The 18,638-nt window shown below is 68.8% G+C and carries 16 protein-coding genes; 5 read left to right on the top strand and 11 right to left on the bottom strand.

Annotated features, from left to right (window positions below; all coding sequences use genetic code 11):
- Positions 1–355: 355 nt before the first annotated feature.
- The 5 genes from EBN03_RS01255 to EBN03_RS01240 form a co-directional block, all read right to left on the bottom strand.
- Positions 356–2,008, bottom strand: a complete 1,653-nt coding sequence (locus EBN03_RS01255; RefSeq protein WP_122185971.1) for an FAD-binding protein — start codon at positions 2,006–2,008, stop codon at positions 356–358.
- Positions 2,009–2,185: 177 nt separating this feature from the next.
- Positions 2,186–2,371: a hypothetical protein gene (locus EBN03_RS33570; protein WP_147471427.1), complete on the bottom strand. Its 186-nt coding sequence runs from the start codon at positions 2,369–2,371 to the stop codon at positions 2,186–2,188.
- A gap of 169 nt (positions 2,372–2,540) precedes the next feature.
- Entirely contained in the window at positions 2,541–3,647 is a 1,107-nt protein-coding gene (gene dapC, locus EBN03_RS01250) for a succinyldiaminopimelate transaminase (RefSeq protein ID WP_233608029.1), read from the bottom strand.
- Positions 3,648–3,728: 81 nt separating this feature from the next.
- Positions 3,729–4,052: a ferredoxin gene (gene fdxA, locus EBN03_RS01245; RefSeq protein ID WP_122185970.1), complete on the bottom strand. Its 324-nt coding sequence runs from the start codon at positions 4,050–4,052 to the stop codon at positions 3,729–3,731.
- 201 nt (positions 4,053–4,253) lie between these two features.
- Positions 4,254–6,863 carry a bifunctional FO biosynthesis protein CofGH gene (locus EBN03_RS01240; protein ID WP_122185969.1) on the bottom strand — a complete coding sequence of 870 codons (2,610 nt, stop codon included), beginning with the start codon at positions 6,861–6,863 and terminating at the stop codon, positions 4,254–4,256.
- Between the two features lie 265 nt (positions 6,864–7,128).
- Between EBN03_RS01240 and EBN03_RS01235 the strand changes: the two genes are divergently transcribed.
- From EBN03_RS01235 to EBN03_RS01225, 3 genes are all read left to right on the top strand, one after another.
- Complete coding sequence (locus EBN03_RS01235) at positions 7,129–8,727, top strand: MFS transporter (RefSeq protein WP_122185968.1); 1,599 nt, start codon at positions 7,129–7,131, stop codon at positions 8,725–8,727.
- A gap of 30 nt (positions 8,728–8,757) precedes the next feature.
- Positions 8,758–9,336 (top strand): TetR/AcrR family transcriptional regulator, encoded by a 579-nt coding sequence (locus EBN03_RS01230; protein ID WP_122185967.1) that lies wholly within the window; start codon positions 8,758–8,760, stop codon positions 9,334–9,336.
- 279 nt (positions 9,337–9,615) lie between these two features.
- On the top strand, positions 9,616–11,445 hold the full coding sequence (locus EBN03_RS01225; RefSeq protein WP_233608028.1) for an APC family permease: 1,830 nt from the start codon (positions 9,616–9,618) through the stop codon (positions 11,443–11,445).
- 6 nt (positions 11,446–11,451) lie between these two features.
- On the opposite strand, the gene EBN03_RS01220 is transcribed toward EBN03_RS01225, so the two are convergent.
- From EBN03_RS01220 to typA, 5 genes are all read right to left on the bottom strand, one after another.
- Positions 11,452–11,862, bottom strand: coding sequence for a hypothetical protein (locus EBN03_RS01220; protein ID WP_122185966.1), 411 nt, complete (start codon positions 11,860–11,862; stop codon positions 11,452–11,454).
- A complete protein-coding gene (locus EBN03_RS34430; RefSeq protein WP_199742557.1) occupies positions 11,862–12,020 on the bottom strand; it encodes a hypothetical protein in 159 nt (52 codons plus the stop codon). The genes EBN03_RS01220 and EBN03_RS34430 overlap by 1 nt, the downstream gene beginning before the upstream one ends.
- Before the next feature lie 10 nt (positions 12,021–12,030).
- Positions 12,031–12,954, bottom strand: a complete 924-nt coding sequence (mshB, locus tag EBN03_RS01215; protein ID WP_233608027.1) for an N-acetyl-1-D-myo-inositol-2-amino-2-deoxy-alpha-D-glucopyranoside deacetylase — start codon at positions 12,952–12,954, stop codon at positions 12,031–12,033.
- Positions 12,951–14,666, bottom strand: a complete 1,716-nt coding sequence (locus EBN03_RS01210; RefSeq protein WP_122186700.1) for an ABC transporter family substrate-binding protein — start codon at positions 14,664–14,666, stop codon at positions 12,951–12,953. The genes mshB and EBN03_RS01210 overlap by 4 nt, the downstream gene beginning before the upstream one ends.
- A gap of 142 nt (positions 14,667–14,808) precedes the next feature.
- Entirely contained in the window at positions 14,809–16,710 is a 1,902-nt protein-coding gene (gene typA / locus EBN03_RS01205; RefSeq protein ID WP_122185965.1) for a translational GTPase TypA, read from the bottom strand.
- 160 nt (positions 16,711–16,870) lie between these two features.
- Between typA and EBN03_RS34425 the strand changes: the two genes are divergently transcribed.
- Together EBN03_RS34425 and EBN03_RS01200 are read left to right on the top strand one after the other, a co-directional pair.
- Positions 16,871–17,047: a hypothetical protein gene (locus EBN03_RS34425; RefSeq protein WP_199742556.1), complete on the top strand. Its 177-nt coding sequence runs from the start codon at positions 16,871–16,873 to the stop codon at positions 17,045–17,047.
- A 43-nt stretch (positions 17,048–17,090) separates the two neighbouring features.
- Positions 17,091–17,378, top strand: coding sequence for a 4a-hydroxytetrahydrobiopterin dehydratase (locus EBN03_RS01200; RefSeq protein ID WP_122185964.1), 288 nt, complete (start codon positions 17,091–17,093; stop codon positions 17,376–17,378).
- On the opposite strand, the gene EBN03_RS01195 is transcribed toward EBN03_RS01200, so the two are convergent.
- Entirely contained in the window at positions 17,326–18,552 is a 1,227-nt protein-coding gene (locus tag EBN03_RS01195; RefSeq protein ID WP_233608026.1) for a mannosyltransferase, read from the bottom strand. The two genes, EBN03_RS01200 and EBN03_RS01195, sit on opposite strands and share 53 nt — an antisense overlap.
- Positions 18,553–18,638: the final 86 nt, after the last annotated feature.

The raw sequence follows: 18,638 nt of genomic DNA, 5'->3' as shown, positions 1-18,638 counted from the left end.
CCCGATCGGGGCCACCCGGGCCGAATTCACATGCGACAGCATCAATTCCGTTCGGCACATATTCAGAATTCGCAGCCCCCGGCGCAGTAATGCGAAAATTACATTGATTCCGGTCGGTAATAGTACGTCCAGGTAACTTCGAATCGATCCGGAGCCGCGCGATATACGAACAATTCGGCTATCAATTTCCCACGCTGCGCCGATAGTGGCTACCAATCAGTACGCCTGCCACGGAAACTGCAGCTACCACTCGGTACATTCATCACATTCACTGGGAACCGCCCCGGACACACCCGCGGCGCACCTACTCACCACCGTCGTGGGAGTCCGTGCGCCGCGGGGACGGGACGACCGATTACTTGAAGTCGTTCGCGATGATGTTCTCGATGTTGCGCTCGGCCAGCGCGGTGATGGTCACGAACGGATTCACCGTGGTGCAACCCGGGATCAGCGAACCGTCGATCACGTACAGACCCGGGTAGGACTGCAGCCGGCCGTAGTTGTCGGTCGACTGGTTCAGCACGCAACCACCCAGCGGGTGGTACGCGAAGTCGTCACCCCAGACCTTGTTCGACCCGAACAGGTCGGTGCGGTACACCGTGGCCTGCTTGGCATTGATCGGGTCGAAGATCCGCTTGGCCGCCGCGATGCCGACCCCGTTCCAGGCTTGCTGCCAATTCAGGTCCACGCCACCGGTTCCCGAGTTGTAGCTGAACGTGCCGCGGTTCGGGTTCTGCGTGATCGCGAGATAGAGGCTCGCGAAGGTCTCGATGCCCGCCGGGAACGGCGAGATCTCGGCGAACGCCGGCCCGCCGGTGTCGGCCCAGTTGTCGATACCCATGACCGGGATGCACGACTGCAGGCTGCCCGTGGCGTCCCATGCCTGGTTCTGCCTGGCCACCATGACATTTCCGTTGTTACCCCAGCCGGTACCCACCGTGCTCGGGAGGTTCGGCAGCTTGCCGGTGGCCTTCTGCGTCACGAGCAGCTTGCTGGTGCCGACGCTGCCGGCGGCGAAGAAGACCTTCTGTGCCGTCACGGTTTTCGTGGCGACGGTGTTGCCGGAGGTGTCGATCTGGTTCATCGTCACCGTGTAGCCGGTGCCGGCCGCGGGCGCGACCGAGGTGACCACGTGCTGCGGGGTGATGGTGACCTTGCCGGTCGCCATCGCGTCGGCCAGGTAGGTCTTGTCCAGCGAGTTCTTGCCGTAGTTGTTGCCGTAGATGACCTCGGCGTTCAGCGCCGACCGCGGCGCGGTGTTGGCCAGCTCCTGCTTCATGTAGTTGAAGTCGTACACGTTCGGCACGAAGGTCGTGGTGAAACCCGAAGCCTGCGCGGTCTTGCGGCCGACGCGCGCGAACTGGTAGCAGGAGGCACTCTCGAACCAGGTCTGATCGACGTTGTTCACCCGCAGCCCGGCGTTGGCGCGCGGGTAATAGGTGTTGTACATCTCCGCCGGGTCCACCGAGGGCAGGATGCTGCCGAAGTACTGCTGCTTCGGCGTCACGGCCATCCCGCCGTTGACCAGCGAACCGCCACCGATGCCGCGACCCTGGTAGATCCGGATCTGACTGAAGTGCTCCGAGTCGAGCACACCGGTGTAACTGGAGATGGACTTGTTGTAGGACGCGCCCATGAAGTAGCTGACGGGCTGGTCGGTGGTGGTGCGCAGCCAGTAGGACCGCCCGTCGGGGCTGAGCATGTTGCAGAAGATCTTGCCGTCGGAGCCGGCCGTGGTCCACGACATGCCCTTCTCCACGATGGCGACGTTCTGCCCGGCCTGCGCCAAGCGCAGGGCGGCGACCGCGCCGCCGTAGCCCGAGCCGATCACCAGGACAGGTAGCTGGGCGCCGTCGGTGATCGGCGCCACTGGTAAGGCATTGGCCACCTTGACCTTCGACGCCAGGACCGCGGATCCCAGAATGACACCGGTTGCAGCCAGGAATCCGCGGCGCCCGAAGGTGCCGGCACCGTTGTTGCCTGGTGTTTCAGATTCTGAACCACGCATTGAAAATGCTCCTATCGAGTGAAGATAAGAACTTGTTATAGTTCGCTGGCCGCGTCGACGAAGACGCATTGGAAATATTGATGTTCCGGACCGAAAACCCGGGTCCGTAACGGAAAACCGCCGGTCAGACGACCGGCGGCTGAGCTGTTTCATCGTCCACCCGATCGAGATCAGCGCTCACCCAACGGTATCCGGAGTACGCATCGGTAACACTCCGCGGCCATCGACAAAGCGGCCGATCCCGACGAGAGCCGCCGCCGAAAATTCGGCGCCGACCGATTGGACCAGCACTTCCGGAATGCCATTCACCCCGATGGCCCGAAAATCTGCCATTTCTTCCAGCGCGTCGGAAATCCCACTCACCGGACAGAATTAATACGTGACAGCTATTGCAGGGGCGTCGAGGGCGCTTCGATACAGCGCTCGGCCGACGCGGCCACCGTGACGGACACAGCGCGTCAGAAGCCTTCGAAGCCGGCCGGCACTTCACGGAACTCCAGCCCGCTGAGCGGCCGTAGCGAGAGCGGCCGAATCAGACCAGGCGTTCCGCCGCGGCGGCGATCCGCTCGTCGGTCGCGGTCAGCGCCATCCGCACGTGCTCGGCGCCGCGCGGCCCGTAGAAGTCACCCGGCGCCGCGAGGATCCCGCGCTCGGCCAGCCACCGCAGCGTGCTGCGACTCGACTCGCCGCGAGTGACCCACAGGTACAGCCCGGCTTCGGAGTCGTCGACCCGGAAACCGGCCTGCTGCACCGCTTTCCGCAACAGGTCGCGGCGGGCGCGATAGCGTTCGCGCTGCACCCGCTCGTGCTCGTCGTCGGCGAGCGCGGCGGTCATGGCCGCCTGCACCGGGAACGGCATGATCAGGCCGGAGTGCTTGCGCACCTCCAGCAGTTCCCGCACCAGCGCCGGGTCACCGGTGACGAAACCGGCCCGGTAGCTCGCGAGGTTCGAGGTCTTCGACAGCGAATGGATCGCCAGCAGACCGGTGTGGTCACCGTCGCAGACCCGCGGGTCCAGGATCGACACCGCGGGTGCGTCCCAGGCCAGACCCAGGTAGCACTCGTCGGAGGCCACGATCGCGCCGCGCTCGCGGGCGAACTCGACCACCTTGCGCAGGTGCTCCACACCCAGCACCTTGCCGGTGGGGTTGGACGGCGAGTTGACGAAGATCAGCGCAGGCGACTCCGGGCCGAGCCGGGTCACCCCGTCGGCCCGCAGGAACCGCGAACCCGACAGCAGGGCCGCGACCTCGTAGGTCGGGTAGGCGACCTCGGGGATCACCACCAGGTCCTGCTCCCCCAGGCCCAGCTGCCGCGGCAACCCCGCGATGAGTTCCTTGGTGCCGATCGCGGGCAGCACGGCCTCCGGGTCCACCCCGGTGATGCCGAACCGCCGCGCCAGCGCCTCGACCACGGCGGCCCGCAGCGCGGGCGTGCCGTGCGTCGCCGGATATCCGGGAACCTCGGCGACCGACGCCAGCGCCCGCTGGATCAGCGGGTCGACCGGGTCGACGGGAGTGCCGACCGAAAGGTCCACGATGCCACCGGGATACGCCGTCGCGAGCGCCTTGTCGGCGGCGATGGTGTCCCATGGAAAATCGGGCAGCCGGGAGCTGACCGGAATCCGGGTCGATCTCAACTGTGTCCTCCTCGCACGACCGGGGGCGCTACGTGGTTACGCTGCGCTGCCGCCTTCGCGCCTGACCCGCTCGCGCGGACGTTATTCACCGGCCATCGGCGGCAGCGCCGCGATGAAGGCCGGGTCGAAGTCGACCTTGCCGACCTTGGTGGCGCCGCCGGGGGAACCCAGGTCGTCGAAGAAGTCGACGTTGGCGTTGATGTAGCCGCTCCACTGGTCCGGGGTGTCGTCCTCGTAGAAGATCGCCTCCACCGGGCACACCGGCTCACACGCGCCGCAGTCCACGCACTCGTCGGGCTGGATGTACAGCATGCGGCCACCCTCGTAGATGCAGTCCACGGGGCATTCCTCGATGCACGCCTTGTCCTTCACGTCTACGCACGGTTCGGCGATGATGTACGGCACTGCCGGATCTCCTAGTTTGGTCTCTGCCCTGAGAGACACCTGAACACGAGCATTTCACTCATGTGCCGGTGCCTCGGGCACTACATTACTTGGCTCGCTCGCGACCCACGCGGCGTGCTGCCCGCAGACCCGCCCCGACGGGGTCCACGACCACCGCCGCGGCGCTCGACCGGGGTCGCCCGCCGATCGAGCGCCCGCGCCCTAACCGGTGAACAGCGGCAGCCGAACCCGATGCCGCTCCGGCACTCCGTACAGCGTCGTGCGCCGGCGGGCGGGCCGGCCGATGCCCGCCGCGATCTCCTCCAGCTCCGCCACGGTCTTCGCGGAACCGTGCTCGGAACCGGCCATGCGCGAGATGGTCTCCTCCATGAGCGTGCCGCCGAGGTCGTTGGCGCCGCCGTTCAGCATCTGCTGGGTACCGGCGACCCCGAGCTTGACCCAGCTGGTCTGGATGTTGGCGATCCGGCCGTGCAACATGATCCGCGCCAGCGCGTGCGCCGCGCGGTTGTCGCGGATCGTCGGGCCCGGGCGCGACGCGCCGGCCAGGTACAGCGGCGCGCTCGTGTGCACGAACGGCAGCAACACGAATTCGGTGAAACCGCCTGTCTCGTCCTGGATGCCGCGCAACACCCGCAGGTGCCCGACCCAGTGCTGCGGGTTGTCGACATGCCCGTACATCATGGTCGAGCTGGACCGGATGCCGAGCCGGTGCGCGGTGGTGATCACCTCGACCCACTGCGAGGTGGGCAGCTTGCCCTTGGTCAGCACCCAGCGCACCTCGTCGTCGAGGATCTCCGCGGCGGTGCCGGGGATGGTGTCCAGACCGGCCTCACGCAGCGCCTGCAACCAGTCGTGGATGCTCTGGCCACCGCGCGAGGCGCCGTTCACGATCTCCATCGGACTGAAGGCGTGTACGTGCATGTCCGGCACCCGGCGCTTGACCGCGCGCACCAGATCGGCGTAGCCGGTGACCGGCAGGTCGGGGTCGATCCCGCCCTGCATGCAGACCTCGGTGGCGCCGTCGAGGTGTGCCTCGAAGGCGCGGTCGGCGACCTCCTCGGCGGAGAGCGTGAAGGCGTCGGCGTCGCCCTTGCGCTGCGCGAACGCGCAGAACCGGCAGCCGGTGTAGCAGATGTTGGTGAAGTTGATGTTCCGGTTCACCACGTACGTGACGTCGTCACCGACGGTATCGCGGCGCAACTGGTCGGCGAGCCGGGTGACGGCCTCGAGTTCCGGGCCGTCGGCGGTGGCCAGGGCCAGATAGTCGGCGTCGCTCAGGGCGGCCGGATCGCGTTCGGCGGCGCGCAGCGCGGCGGTGACGTCGGTGTCCAGGCGGACCGGCGCGGACAGCGACAGCACCTGCTCGCGCACCGACTCCCAGTCACCGAAGGCGCCCACCACATCCGAGCCCAGTGCGGCATCGCTGCGGGCGTCGGTCCGGCGGCCCTCGGTGTCGATCGCGGTCTCCAGGTCGACGCGGCCGGTCGAACTCCAACTCGGGTCGGGTTCCTGCCACGGCCGCCCGGCCGGGTTCAGCTCGAGTGCGAGCCCCGTCACCGGATCCGACAGTGCCGCAACATGTCCCACGACCCGCGGGTCGATCCACGGCTGGCCCGCCAGCACGTACTTGGGGTGCGCGGTGAGCCGCTCGGTGAGCGTGTAGCCGGCGTCGGCGGTGACCTGGGCGAGCAGTTCCAGATTCGGCCAGGGCCGTTCGGGATTCACGTGGTCGGGGGTGAGCGGCGAGACGCCGCCCCAGTCGTCGATGCCGGCGTCGATCAGGGCCCGGCACTCGTCGATGGCGACCAGGTTCGGCGGCGCCTGGATCCGCATCTTGGGGCCGAGCAGCAGCCGGGCCACCGCGATGGCGGCCCGGAACTCCTGCAGGTCGGCGTCGGGGGTGTCGCGCATGGCGGTGTCGGTCTTGGCCAGGAAGTTCTGCACGATCACCTCCTGCACGTGCCCGAATTCCTTGTGCAGCTTGCGAATCGCGAGGATCGATTCGGCCCGCTCGACCAGCGTCTCCCCGATCCCGACCAGCACACCGGTGGTGAACGGGATCGACAGCCGGCCGGCGTCGGTCAGCGCGCGCAGCCGGACCGCCGGATCCTTGTCGGGGCTGCCGTAGTGCGCCTGCCCCTTCTCGGTGAACAGCCGGGTGGAGGTGGTCTCCAGCATCATGCCCATCGAGGGCGCGACGGGCTTGAGCCGGGACAGTTCGGCCCAGCTCATCACGCCCGGATTCAGGTGCGGCAGTAGGCCGGTCTCCTCGAGCACCCGGATCGACATGGCCCGCACATAGTCCAGGGTGGAGTCGTAGCCGCGCTCGTCGAGCCACTGCCGGGCCTCCGGCCAGCGGGCCTCGGGCCGGTCACCGAGAGTGAAAAGCGCTTCCTTGCAACCCAATTCGGCGCCGCGGCGGGCTATGTCGAGTACCTCGTCCGGTTCCAGGAACATGCCCTGTCCGGCGGCGCGCAGCTTGCCCGGCACCGTCACGAAGGTGCAGTAGTGGCAGGTGTCGCGACACAGGCGGGTGAGCGGGATGAAAACCTTGCGGGAGTAGGTGATCGGGAGTTCCGCGTCGGCGGCCAGGTGCGGATACGCCGCGCGCAGCCCGGCGTCGCGCACCCGCGCGGCGGACGCGCACAGGTCGGCGAGGTCGGCGTCGCGAGCGTGCAGCAGCACGACGGCCTCGTCGAGGTTCAGCGTCGCGCCGTCCCGCGCCCGGCGCAGCGCCCGGCGCATGGCCGACGAACTGGGCACGACCGGCGGTTCACCGGGACTGGTCTGCTGAGTCACGTCCTCGATCATGCGCCAACCATCCGACAAATCTCCGTTCCCGTGGTGTGACGTGAGTCAACCAGGCGTACCCGGGCAATATTCCGGGACCCGTCCCGACACTCGATGGGATCACCACCGCTCGACCACTTATTCAATACGGATCACATTCGGGCCGGATCTCGCAGGTCGATTCGGAAACTATGTCCGGCGTCACGCCACGGAAGCATTGTCTGTAACCAACTTTCACAGATACCGTCCCGGGAGACCGATCGTTCTAACGAGGAGGAGACATCGGATGGCGATATCAACGGCGATACGCCCGCTCGAACCGGCAACCACACTGCGCACGCGAGCACTCGCGCTGATCGCGATCTGCCTGGCCGAACTGCTGGTAGTCCTGGACAACACCCTGGTCAACGTCGCACTCCCCTCGATGGCCGGGCAATTGCACGCCCGGATGAGCGGCCTGCAATGGATCGTCGACGCGTTCACCCTCGCCTTCGCCGGCCTGCTGCTGGCCCTCGGACACCTCGGCGACCGGATCGGACGCAAACGCATGCTGCTGATCGGGCTGGCCGGGGTCACCGTCATGTCCGGCTTCGGCGCCATCGCCGGCAGCCTCGGTCAGGTGATCGCGGCCCGCGCGGGCATGGGCGTCTTCGCCGCGGCGGTCTTCCCCGCCACACTCGCGCTGCTGATCAACCTGTTCCCGCACGGCCGGGCCCGCGCGGGCGCGGTGGCGCTGTGGACCGCCATGGCCGGGATCGCCGTCGCGATCGGGCCGGTCACCGGCGGCTGGCTGCTGCGATTCTTCAGCTGGCACTCGGTGTTCTGGATCAACGTGCCCATCGCGCTGGCCGCCGTCGCCGCGGTCGCCTGGGTGGTCCCCGAATCCCGGGCCGAACGCGGCGGCCGCCTCGACACGGTCGGCATCGCCGCCTCGCTGATCGCCGTCACCACCCTGGTCTGGACCGTCATCGACGCGCCCCGGCGGGGCTGGCTCGCCGACCGCAGCATCGCCGGCTACGGGATCTCGGCACTGCTGCTGGCCGGATTCGTCGCCTGGGAACTGCGCGCGGAGAATCCGGTGCTGAACATGAACCTGTTCCGCATCCGCCGGTTCTCGGTCCCGGCCCTGGCGATCACCGTCTCCTACTTCTGCGCCTTCGGCTTCCTGTTCCTGATCACCCAGTACTTCCAGGGCGTAAAGGAGTACAGTGCACTGGAATTCGGCATCCACTCGCTGCCGTTCGCGGCCGCGGTCGGAATCGGCGCGCCCCTGGCCACCCTGGTCGCGCAGCGGATCGGCACCACCGCCACCGTCGTCGCCGGGCTGCTGACGCTCGCCGTCGGCATGTATCTGGCCGGGACCGTGCGAGTCGAGACACCGTACCTGGGCCCGGTCCTGATCTCGATGGTGTTGATGGGCATCGGATTCGGCGTGGTCCAAGGCCCGTCCACCGAGGCGATCATGGGTTCGGTGCCGCTGGCGGAGGCGGGCGCCGGTTCGGCGGTCAACGACACCACCCGCGAACTCGGCGGCACCCTGGGCGTCGCAGTGCTGGGTTCGACCATGTCCTCGGTGTACACCGCGCGGGTCGCCGCCCGCATCGACGCCATCCCGAACTCGATCATGGACCCGGCGCAGAAGAGCCTGGCCCGCGATACCCCGATCAGCGTGCTGCAGATCGTGCGGACCCCCGTCGCACCCATGCTGGCCGGCCCCAAGGCGGACCTGGTCCACGCCATGAAGGTCGCCGCGCTGGCCGGATCGCAGGTGGCCTCGCTGATCGCCGTCGGTTCACTGCTGACCTCCGCGGCGCTCGTCGCGGTCCTGCTGCCGTGGCGTCCCGAGCGGGGCAGCACCACGATGTTCGATTGGCGCCGCCACTAGGCTGAGCGCGACCGACCCCGGAGGAAAACCATGCCCGCCGCGCCCCGCGACCGTTTGATCACCAGCACGATCGAACTGATCCGGCGGCGCGGCGTGGCCGGTACCGGGGTGGCCGATCTCGTCGAACACAGCGGCGCCGCCCGCCGCTCGCTGTACCAGTGTTTTCCGGGCGGCAAGGCCGAACTGATGGCGGTGGCGGTCGGCCGGGCCGCCGACCGGATCGGCGGACTGATCCGGCAGGTGAGCGCGCAGACCACGCCCGAGGAAGCCGTGCGGGCGTATATCGCGTACTGGACGCAGCTGATCACCGAGGGCGGATTCCAGGCCGGCTGCCCGATCGCGGCCGCCGCGTACGGCGGCCACGACGCCCCCGCCGCCCGGGCCACCGCCGGCCGCGCCTTCACCGCCTGGTCCGACCTGCTCGTCACCCAACTGACCGCACGCGGCCTCGCCACCGCGGCCGCGCGCGCCCTGGCCACCACGATCATCGCCGCGGTCGAGGGCGCGATCCTGGTCGCCGTCGCCACCGAATCGACGGAACCACTGACCCAGGTCGGCGACCAGCTCGTGACTTTGATCCGCAGCCAGCTCCCGGATACCGGAAAGTGATGTCCCGCACTGTTTTCGGCGATCACATGATCCACCCTGCACCGAATCCGGCCGCTGGAGCCACACGACCGGCCAGGTGATTCGCCCCGACTCGTCGGCACGGGCGAACCTGTGTCCGAGCCGACCGTCAGGTTCCGGTCCGTGCCGACCCGGCAGCGCGGCGCGGTCACCCGCCGTGCGGGCCTGATCATCGCGCGCACTTCGATCCGTCCGGTGCCGATGCCGACACGCGGCGCCGCGGGCCCGGGGATACGCCCGATCCTCGCGTTGAATTGATCCGTGGTCGACATCGAGCAGCGTCGTATCCAGGAACCGCGGATGGCCGACCGCCGGCTGCACCGGCACCAGCGCGGTGACCAATTCCGGCTGACCGCGCTGGGCGGACTGGCGGCGCTGTCGCTGGACGCGCTCACCAGCGTCGCGTACGGGCCCGAGTCCATTGTGCTGGTACTGATCACGGCGGGATCTGCGGCGGTGTCGTGGACTTTGCCGGTGACGATGATGATCACCGGGTTGCTGGCGGTGTTGGTGCTGTCCTATCGGCAGGTCATCGCGGCCCATCCCGACGGCGGCGGCGCGTACGCGGTCGCCAAGACCGATCTGGGCCGCTGGCCGGCCCTGCTCGCGGCGGCCAGCCTGGTGGTCGACTACGTCCTCACCGTCGCGGTCAGCCTGGCGGCCGGCGCGGCGAGCCTGGCCAGTGCCTTTCCGATCCTGAACGGGCACCTGCTGCTGGTGACCCTGGTCGGCCTCGGCGTCCTGACCGCCATCAACCTGGTCGGCGTCGCGGAGTCGGCGAAGGTGTTGATGGGGCCGACCATCGTGTTCGTCGCCGCCACCGTGGCGGTGATCGTGGTGGGCCTGTCCCGGTCGCATCCGGTGGCGGTCATCGGCGACGAACCGGGCCCGCCGAACATCACCGCGGTCGTCGGAATCCTGTTGCTGCTGCGGGCGTTCGCGGCCGGCTGCTCCTCGCTGACCGGGGTCGAGGCGATCGCCAACGCGGTGCCGTCGTTCCGCACCCCGGCGGTGAAACGGGCCCAGCACACCGAATTGGCGCTGGGTGCCCTGCTGGGTGCGCTGCTGATCGGGATGGGCCTGTTGATCGACCACTTCCACACCGTGCCGCGCGGCAACGTCACCGTGCTGGCCCAGCTGACCGCGGGCGCGTTCGGCACCGGCTGGGCCTTCTACCTGGCCAACCTGTCGGTCGTGGTGGTGCTGGCCCTGGCCGCCAACACCAGCTTCGGCGGGCTGCCGGTGCTGCTGTCACTGCTGGCCAAGGATCACCGGGTGCCGCACGCGTTCGGAATGCGTTCGGAGCGGCCGGTTTTCCGCTACGGCGTGGCCGCGCTCGCGGTGCTCGCCGCGATCGTGCTGACCATCGTGCGAGCCGACACACACCGCTTGCTGCCGGTGTTCGCGATCGGCGTCTTCATCGGATTCACGCTCAGCCAGGCCGGACTCGTCCGGCACTGGCGGCGGCTGCGCGAACCGGGGTGGGTGTGGCGAGCGGGACTGAACGGATTCGGCGCGATCCTCACCGCCGTCGCAGGCGTGGTGCTGCTGATCGAGAAGTTCCACGAAGGCGCGTGGCTGCTGCTGATCATCATTCCCGCACTGCTGTTCCTGTTCGACCGGACCGAACGCTACTACCGCGGCATCGCCAAGCAGCTGCGGATGGGCCGCGTCCCCCCGAAGCCGGAATCGAGCAGTCCCGCACTGGTTCTGGTGCCGGTGGTGACGATCAGCACGACCACCGAACTGGCTCTGGAAGCGGCCATGCGGATGGGCGGCGAGGTGCGCGCGGTCGCGGCCGCCATCGAACCCGGATCGACCAAGAAGCTGAGCTCGCAGTGGAAGATCTGGAATCCGGGCGTCCCGCTGACGGTCCTGCCCTGCCCCAACCGCAGCCTGATCGCCACCCTGGTCGGCTACGTCCGCAAGATGTCCGACGAGGGCCACCACGTCACCGTGCTCCTGGTCCAAGTCGACACTCCCCGCTGGTGGCAGACCATCCTGCACAATCCGCGCGGCCCGTTCCTCGCTGCCGCCCTGCGCACCCGCACCGACGCGGTCGTCGCCACCCTCACCGTGCACCTGCACTGACGCGGGTCAGGACCCCGATACGGTGTCGGGCACGGTGAACGACCGCCGGAACAGCGCCAGCCCGGCGGGTACCAGGCCGCCGACCAGCAGTGCCGCTGTGGGCCAATTGTCCGGCAGCACTACGTCGTTGCCGGTGCCGGAGCTCGCGCAGAACAGGAAGGCGGCGACCCAGGCCAGGATCGGGGCGGCCAGGGCGAGCGGGCGCGAGGTCACGTGGGTCATGCCGCGGATCAGCCACACATTGGCGAAGCCCGCGATCACCGCGGTGATCGGGAACGGGACGCTGCCGATGTAGAGCGGCAGGAACAGGGCCTCCAGGACGGCGGTCAGTGCGCCGTCGAAGACCAGGACCGCGGCCAGCACGATGCCCAGCAACCGGTTCGGTTCGCCCGCCGGGGCGACAGTGTCGGTGGGCATCACGAGACCGGGGGGAAGCCGAGCAGGGACAACAGTTGGCTCTGCACCGCGGCGAATCCGTGCAGCAGCGCCAGGTACTGGTCGTGTATCTCCGGGAAGTACGGCCGCAGACTGTCGACGAACGCGGCGATCGCATCCTGCAGATCCCAGTTGATCATGTGGTCGAGTCTATTCGGCGGGGCCGGTCAGACCGGCGAAGAGGTCGTGCTCGCGGCCGTCCGGGCCGGGCGCGAACTTTCCGCGCACCAGCTGGAACGCCTCCTGCGCCACGATCGGCAGCGCCAGGTTGTTCGACAGTGCGTATTCCAGGCCGTATTCCGACACCGTGACCTGGGTGGCGTGTGCCCGCAGCGCCGCGACCTTGGCCTCGAACACGTCCGCGATGTCGATCACCGCGGACACCGCCTCCGGCGGGAAACCGCCGAGCGCCTCGGCGGGCGGCACGATCCACTGCGCCGGCAGTACCGCGCCGGCGGCGACCCGGTCGTTCATGGCCTGCCCGGCCGCCTTCATGGTCGGGTCCTCGAGGATCGCCCAGTAGAGTTTCGGTACGTCCCAACCGGTTTCGGCGGCGCGCTCCACCGCGGCCATCGTGATCTCGTGGGCGTGAATGTGATCCGGGTGCCCGTACCCGCCGCGCGGGTCGTAGGTCACCACGACCTGCGGCCGCAGTTCGTCGATGACGTCGACCAGCGCCTGCACCGCCTCGTCCCCGGACCGCACGAAAGCCCTTGGATGCTCGGCGGATTCGGCGAGGCCGGGATCGGCCGTCGTGCCGGACATCCCGGAGTCGCGCCAATGTCCCGCTCCCCCGAGGAATCTCGGCGAGTTCACCCCGAGAGCGCCCAGCGCAGCGGTCAATTCGGCGATCCGGTAGCCGCCGAGCTGGTCGGCCTGATCGGCGGCCAGCTGCGCGTACCGCTCCCCGATGACCTCGCCCTGCTCACCGAGCGTGCAGGTGAGCACCGTGACCGGCACACCCCGCGCCGCGTAGTGCGCGATCGTCCCGCCGGTGAACAGGGTCTCGTCGTCCGGGTGGGCATGCACCAGCAGCAGGCCGCCGGTACGCACCGGATCACCGGTCAGGGTCAAGGAATCCTCCGCCAGGTCGCGGCCCCGCCGAAGATCCCCGTCTGCAGGGCACCGTTGAGCGAGACACCATCCACGTGTGGTCCGGCCGCGGCGACACCACCGTCCTGCAGGATCGGCAACAGCACGGCGAGGTCCCACAGCTTCGGCTCGGCGTCGCCGAGGACCCGCGGTACGTCCACACCGTGCAGGGCACCGTCGATCTCGGCTTGCAGCGCGGGATCACACACTCCGGAAAGGTTACCGGGCGCCTTGCGGGCGGCGCTGACAACGGCGCTGTCCTCCTGGCCCGGCGGTGCCACCGGCGGGCAGCCGTAGCGCGACGACAGCACCGTGGCCGGGTCGGAACCGGCGCGCTCCCAGCCCACGATCGCGTCGACCGTGCCGTCGGTGAGGTTCTTGCCGTACAGCTCGTCGGCGGGCGCGCTGTGCACGCTGGCGTCGATCCCGGCGCTGCGCAGCTGGTCGGCGGCGGTGGCGGCCACGGCCTGGGTGAGCGGGTCCTTGTCCACGGCCCCGATCCGCACGACCAGGGTCTTGCCGTTGCGGGCGACCGCGCGCGGCTGCGGCGCCGGAGAGGTCGGTGACGGCACCGTGGGTGCCGCCTCGGCCCGGCCGAAGCCCGCCTCGGCCAGCAGCGCGTAGGCCTCGTCCGACGACATCCGCGGCGGCGCGGTCGGCGCGTAGCCGGGGTCGGACGGTGAAAGTACTTGTGCCCGAACCGGATCCACCCAGGCGCCGGTCTGCGCGCCGACGGTGGCCAGCAGCGCCGGGTCCAGCAGTCCGAGGACCGCCTTGCGCACCCGCGCATCGGCGAGGTCACCGCCGCGGGCGTTGAGCGCCAGCTGCATCTCGCGGGCCACCGGAATGGTCGCGGTCCGCACCGACGGCACGGCCGCGAGCTGGGCCTGCGTGGCGGCACCGCCGTGCACCAGCGCCATCTGCGCGTCCGCGGTCCGCAGCGACTCGGCCAGTTCGGCACTCGTCCCGCCGCGCCGGAACAGGATCTGATCGGGAACCGCCGGCGTACCCCAGAACCGGTCGTTGCGTTCCAGCACGATCTCCTGGCGGCCGGCGTCGACCTGCTTGATCCGGAACTGCCCGCCCGAGATCGGATTCTGGTCGATCAGCCCGCGCTCGGTGGCCAGCGCCCGCTCGAAACCGCCCGGCTGATCCTTGAGGATGTGCGAGGGCAGCAGATCCGAGAACAGTTGCCGCCAGGCGGGATACGGCGCCGCGAAGGTCACCGTGACCGTCTTGCCGCCCTCCGACGAACTCACATCGGAGATCGAACGATAGCCGGCCGGATCCACCACCCCCGGCTCGCTGATCATCTGCTGCCACAGATAGCGGAAGTCCTCGGCCGCGATCGGGGCACCGTCGGACCAGGACGCCTGGTTCTGCAGCTTGTAGGTGACGGTGAACGGCTCCTGGGACGTGACGTCCGCCGACACCAGCAGCGCACTGTCCGGCACCCAGTCGGTAGCCGGAAACGGCGTCTGCGCGACCACCGGGCGGAACGGCGACGGGAACACCATCGAACTCACCGCCGCCGTCACCGGCGACTGATTCGACCGCAGATGGGTGTTGAACCCGATGCCGATGTCGTCGACCGCCACCACCACCGAGTTACCGGTCGGCTTGACCGGCACGGTCTTCGGGCTGTCGGTGCTCTGGATCGGCGGGGGCGGGTTCGCGGTGCAGCCCGCGAGCATCGTGACCGATGTCGCCGCCAGCACCGCGAGCAGCCGGGGCCCGCGTCCTCGTCCGGTACGCAGCGCGATCTCCTGCACCCCGCGCGTCGCTGCGCGGACTCGTTCCCCCGACCTCACCGACACGACTTTATCCGGCTAGGACCTACGCACCCGCCGCCGCACGGTCGCGCGCCTTCTTGCGCGACAGTTCCCGCGCCCGCTCGTTGGCGCCCAGCACGACCTTGCGCACGCGCACGATCTCCGGGGTGACCTCGACGCACTCGTCGTCGGTGCAGAACTCCATCGCACCTTCGAGGTCGAGCTGCAGCGGCTTGGCCATGGTCTCGAACGTGTCGGCCGTGGCGCTGCGCATGTTGGTGAGTTTCTTCTCACGCGTGACGTTGATGTCGAGGTCCTCGGCGCGCGGGTTGATCCCGACGACGTGACCCTCGTAGGTCTCGGCACCCGGCTCCACGAAGAACTGGCCGCGGTCGCCCAGCTGGATCATCGCGAACGGGGTGACCGTGCCGGCCCGGTCCGACACCAGCGAACCGGTGTGGCGAGCGCGGATCTCGCCGGCCCAGGCCGCGTAGCCGTGGAACACGGCGTTGGCGATACCGGTACCGCGGGTCTCGGTGAGGAAGTCGGTGCGGAAACCGATCAGGCCACGCGAGGGGACGATGAACTCCATGCGCACCCACCCGGCCGAGTGGTTGCTCATCTGGACCATCTTGCCCTTGCGGGCGGCCAGCAGCTGGGTGATCGCGCCCAGGTACTCCTCGGGGGAGTCGATGGTCAGCTCTTCGAACGGCTCGTGCACCTTGCCGTCGACCTGCTTGGTGACCACCTGCGGCTTGCCGACGGTCAGCTCGAAGCCCTCGCGGCGCATCTGCTCGACCAGGATGGCGAGCGCCAGCTCGCCACGGCCCTGGACCTCCCAGGCGTCGGGGCGGCCGATGTCGAGCACGCGCAGCGAGACGTTACCGATCAGCTCCTGGTCCAGGCGGGACTTGACCATGCGGGCGGTCAGTTTGTGGCCCTGCACCCGGCCGACCAGCGGCGAGGTGTTGGTGCCGATGACCACCGAGATGGCGGGCTCGTCGACGGTGATGCGCGGCAGCGCGACCGGGTTCTCCAGGTCGGCGAGGGTGTCACCGATCATGATCTCGGGGATACCGGCGATCGCGACGATGTCACCGGCGACGGCGACCTCGCCGGGCTGACGCTCCACACCGACGGTCTGCAGCAGCTCGGTGATCTTGACCTGCTTGACGCCGTCGGCGTGCATCCAGGAGACGCTCTGGCCCTTGCGCAGCTCACCGTTGTGGATGCGGACCAGACCGAGGCGGCCGAGGAAGGGCGAGGCGTCGAGGTTGGTGACGTGGGCCTGCAGCGGCGCGTCGGCGTTGCCCTTGGGCGCCGGGATGTGGTTCATCAGCACGTCGAACAGGGCGTCGAGGTTCTCGGCGTCCGGGTTCTGGCCGTTCTCCGGGCGGGTCAGCGAGGCCTTGCCGGCGCGGCCGGAGGCGTAGAGGACCGGCAGGTCGAGGGCCAGTTCGGCGGCCTCGGCGGCGGTGTCGTCCAGGTCGGAGGCCAGGTCGAGCAGCAGGTCGTGGCTCTCCTCGACGACCTCCTCGATCCGGGCGTCGGGACGGTCGGTCTTGTTGACCACCAGGATGACCGGCAGCGAGGCCGCGAGGGCCTTGCGCAGCACGAAGCGGGTCTGGGGCAGCGGGCCCTCGGAGGCGTCCACCAGCAGCACCACACCGTCGACCATGGACAGACCGCGCTCGACCTCACCACCGAAGTCGGCGTGGCCGGGGGTGTCGATGACGTTGATGACGGTCACCGAGCCGTCGGCGTTGTGCCGGTGCACGGCGGTGTTCTTGGCGAGAATGGTGATGCCCTTCTCGCGCTCCAAGTCCCCGGAGTCCATGACCCGGTCGACGACCTCGGCACGCTCGGCGAACGCGCCGGATTGCCGCAGCATGGCGTCGACCAGCGTCGTCTTGCCGTGGTCGACATGAGCCACAATGGCGACATTGCGGAACTCGACAGACGACACGTGCTTCCTCCTGGCTGAAAGTTATGGAACGGCCGGCCCTCGGTGAGGGCTCGATCCCATCGGCCAGAAATCGGCACCGGCGGGCATGCGGCCAGCTACACAGTACCGAAATGCCGCCGCTTCCCCTGCCTCGGGGACGGGTAAGGCTACGCTTACCTGCATGGGCAAGGCGAAGGCGAAGAAGGTCTCGAGCCTGAAACCGAAGAAGAAGTGCTGCCGCAGCCGCACTCGCTGCCTCAGGTGTCCCGTGGTGATCATGCGGATGCAGAAGGCCGAGGCAGCGGGCCTGCACGGCAAGAAGTTACGCAAGGCGCTCGAGCTCGCCCGAACGGCCTGAACGCACCCTCGCGCGCGGCCCGCGCCGGGTGTAGAACCGGGGTATGACCGCACTACTGGCCGGCGACGAGCTGGACGAGGCGCTCGCCGAGATACCCGAATGGACCTTCGCCCACGGGACGGAGATCACACGGACCTTCACCGCGCCCACCTTCCTCGACGGCATCGAGCTGGTGCGCCGGGTGGCGGTGGCCGCCGAGGAGGCCAACCATCATCCCGATATCGATATCCGCTGGCGGAAGGTCACTTTCACGCTCAGCACCCACGAGGCCGGCGGGCTCACCCGACGGGATGTAGCTCTCGCACGGCAGATCGACGACCTGTTCGGATGAGCCACCCGAACGTGAACAGCGTGCCGAGCACGTAGACCGCGCCCAGCCAGGACAGCACGCCCGGCCGCGAGATGGTCCAGATCGTCGGCTGGAACGACAACAGCACCCACGGCACCCCGACCAGACTGACCACCAGCCAGGCCCAGTACAGCTGCCGGGCGCCGGGCCGATCCCGCCACGGCCCGTGGCGCAGCCACAGGATCAACGGCAACAACCACACGAAGTGGTGTGCCCACGAGATCGGCGAGACCATCAGCCCGAACAGCTGCACCACCAGCAGGGTGCCCAGATCGTCGTCGGGTCCCAGCGCCCGCCAGGCGAAGTAGGCGAGCACCGTCACGACCACGACGCCCGCCAGCCACCAGGGTCCCCACGGGATCCGGTGTCCGTGCAGCGTCCACGCCTCGCCGGCGTCGTAGCCGAGCAGCCGGGTCAGCGCGCCGCGCACGGACTGGTTCTCGACGGATCCGACCGGGCCGATCCGATGCGCGTCACCGATCAAGGGGCCGAAGTAGGTTCGGGTCTCGCCGGGCGAGATCAGCAGGCAGACAATCACAGTGCCGCCGAACACGACCGCCGACCAGACCGCGCTGGCCCAGCGTTTGCGGGCCAGGAAGTAGAGGCCGGTCACCGCGGGTGTCAGTTTCACCCCGGCGGCGAGACCGATCAGCAAGCCCGGCAACCATTTCCGTGAAGTGGTGGCCGCCACCATCACGGCCAGCACCAGGAAGACGTTGACCTGCCCGTAGTCGATGGTGACCCGGACCGGTTCCATCCACATCCCGATCGCGGTCCACCACACCGCGCCCGTTTTCGCCGACTGCTCGTCTGCGCCGCCACCGAGCAGCATGCGCTGGGTGAGCCGGACGACGCCGTACAGCGCCGCGACGATGAGCAACAGCCAGCCCACGGCGACGAGCGTGAAGGGCAGGAAGTGCATGGGATAGAACAGAACCGCCGCGAACGGTGGGTAGGTGAAGGGCAGCGGGAAGTCCGGCGTCTTGTCCGAATAGGTGAAGTCGTAGAGGCTGCCGCTGCCGAGATTGGCCGAACCGAAGACATAGACCCGCAGGTCGACGACGTTCATGCCGTCCGGCGTGGCCAGCATCCACACCAACCGGATCAACACGGAGAGAGCCAGCGCGGATCTCGCCCAGCGGAGGTGTCGAGTCACGTCACGTTGCTTTCGGATCGATCGGCAGGCCGCGCCCAGACTACCGATGCCCGGCGGGTGCGCCGGACGGACCCGGCCCGCCCGCC

It is taken from the genome of Nocardia stercoris (genome assembly GCF_003696265.1).
GTDB classification, from domain to species: Bacteria; Actinomycetota; Actinomycetes; order Mycobacteriales; family Mycobacteriaceae; genus Nocardia; species Nocardia stercoris.
This window is presented reverse-complemented; position numbering and strand designations above follow the sequence as displayed.

Excerpts from the sequence above, each read along its gene's own strand:
- EBN03_RS01255 (WP_122185971.1), bottom strand. The coding sequence starts at position 2,008 with ATGCGTGGTTCAGAATCTGAAACACCAGGCAACAACGGTGCCGGCACC.
- EBN03_RS01240 (WP_122185969.1), bottom strand. The coding sequence starts at position 6,863 with ATGATCGAGGACGTGACTCAGCAGACCAGTCCCGGTGAACCGCCGGTC.
- EBN03_RS01235 (WP_122185968.1), top strand. The coding sequence starts at position 7,129 with ATGGCGATATCAACGGCGATACGCCCGCTCGAACCGGCAACCACACTG.
- EBN03_RS01230 (WP_122185967.1), top strand. The coding sequence starts at position 8,758 with ATGCCCGCCGCGCCCCGCGACCGTTTGATCACCAGCACGATCGAACTG.
- EBN03_RS01220 (WP_122185966.1), bottom strand. The coding sequence starts at position 11,862 with ATGCCCACCGACACTGTCGCCCCGGCGGGCGAACCGAACCGGTTGCTG.
- EBN03_RS34430 (WP_199742557.1), bottom strand. The coding sequence starts at position 12,020 with ATGATCAACTGGGATCTGCAGGATGCGATCGCCGCGTTCGTCGACAGT.
- EBN03_RS01210 (WP_122186700.1), bottom strand. The coding sequence starts at position 14,666 with ATGCTCGCGGGCTGCACCGCGAACCCGCCCCCGCCGATCCAGAGCACC.
- EBN03_RS34425 (WP_199742556.1), top strand. The coding sequence starts at position 16,871 with ATGGGCAAGGCGAAGGCGAAGAAGGTCTCGAGCCTGAAACCGAAGAAG.
- EBN03_RS01200 (WP_122185964.1), top strand. The coding sequence starts at position 17,091 with ATGACCGCACTACTGGCCGGCGACGAGCTGGACGAGGCGCTCGCCGAG.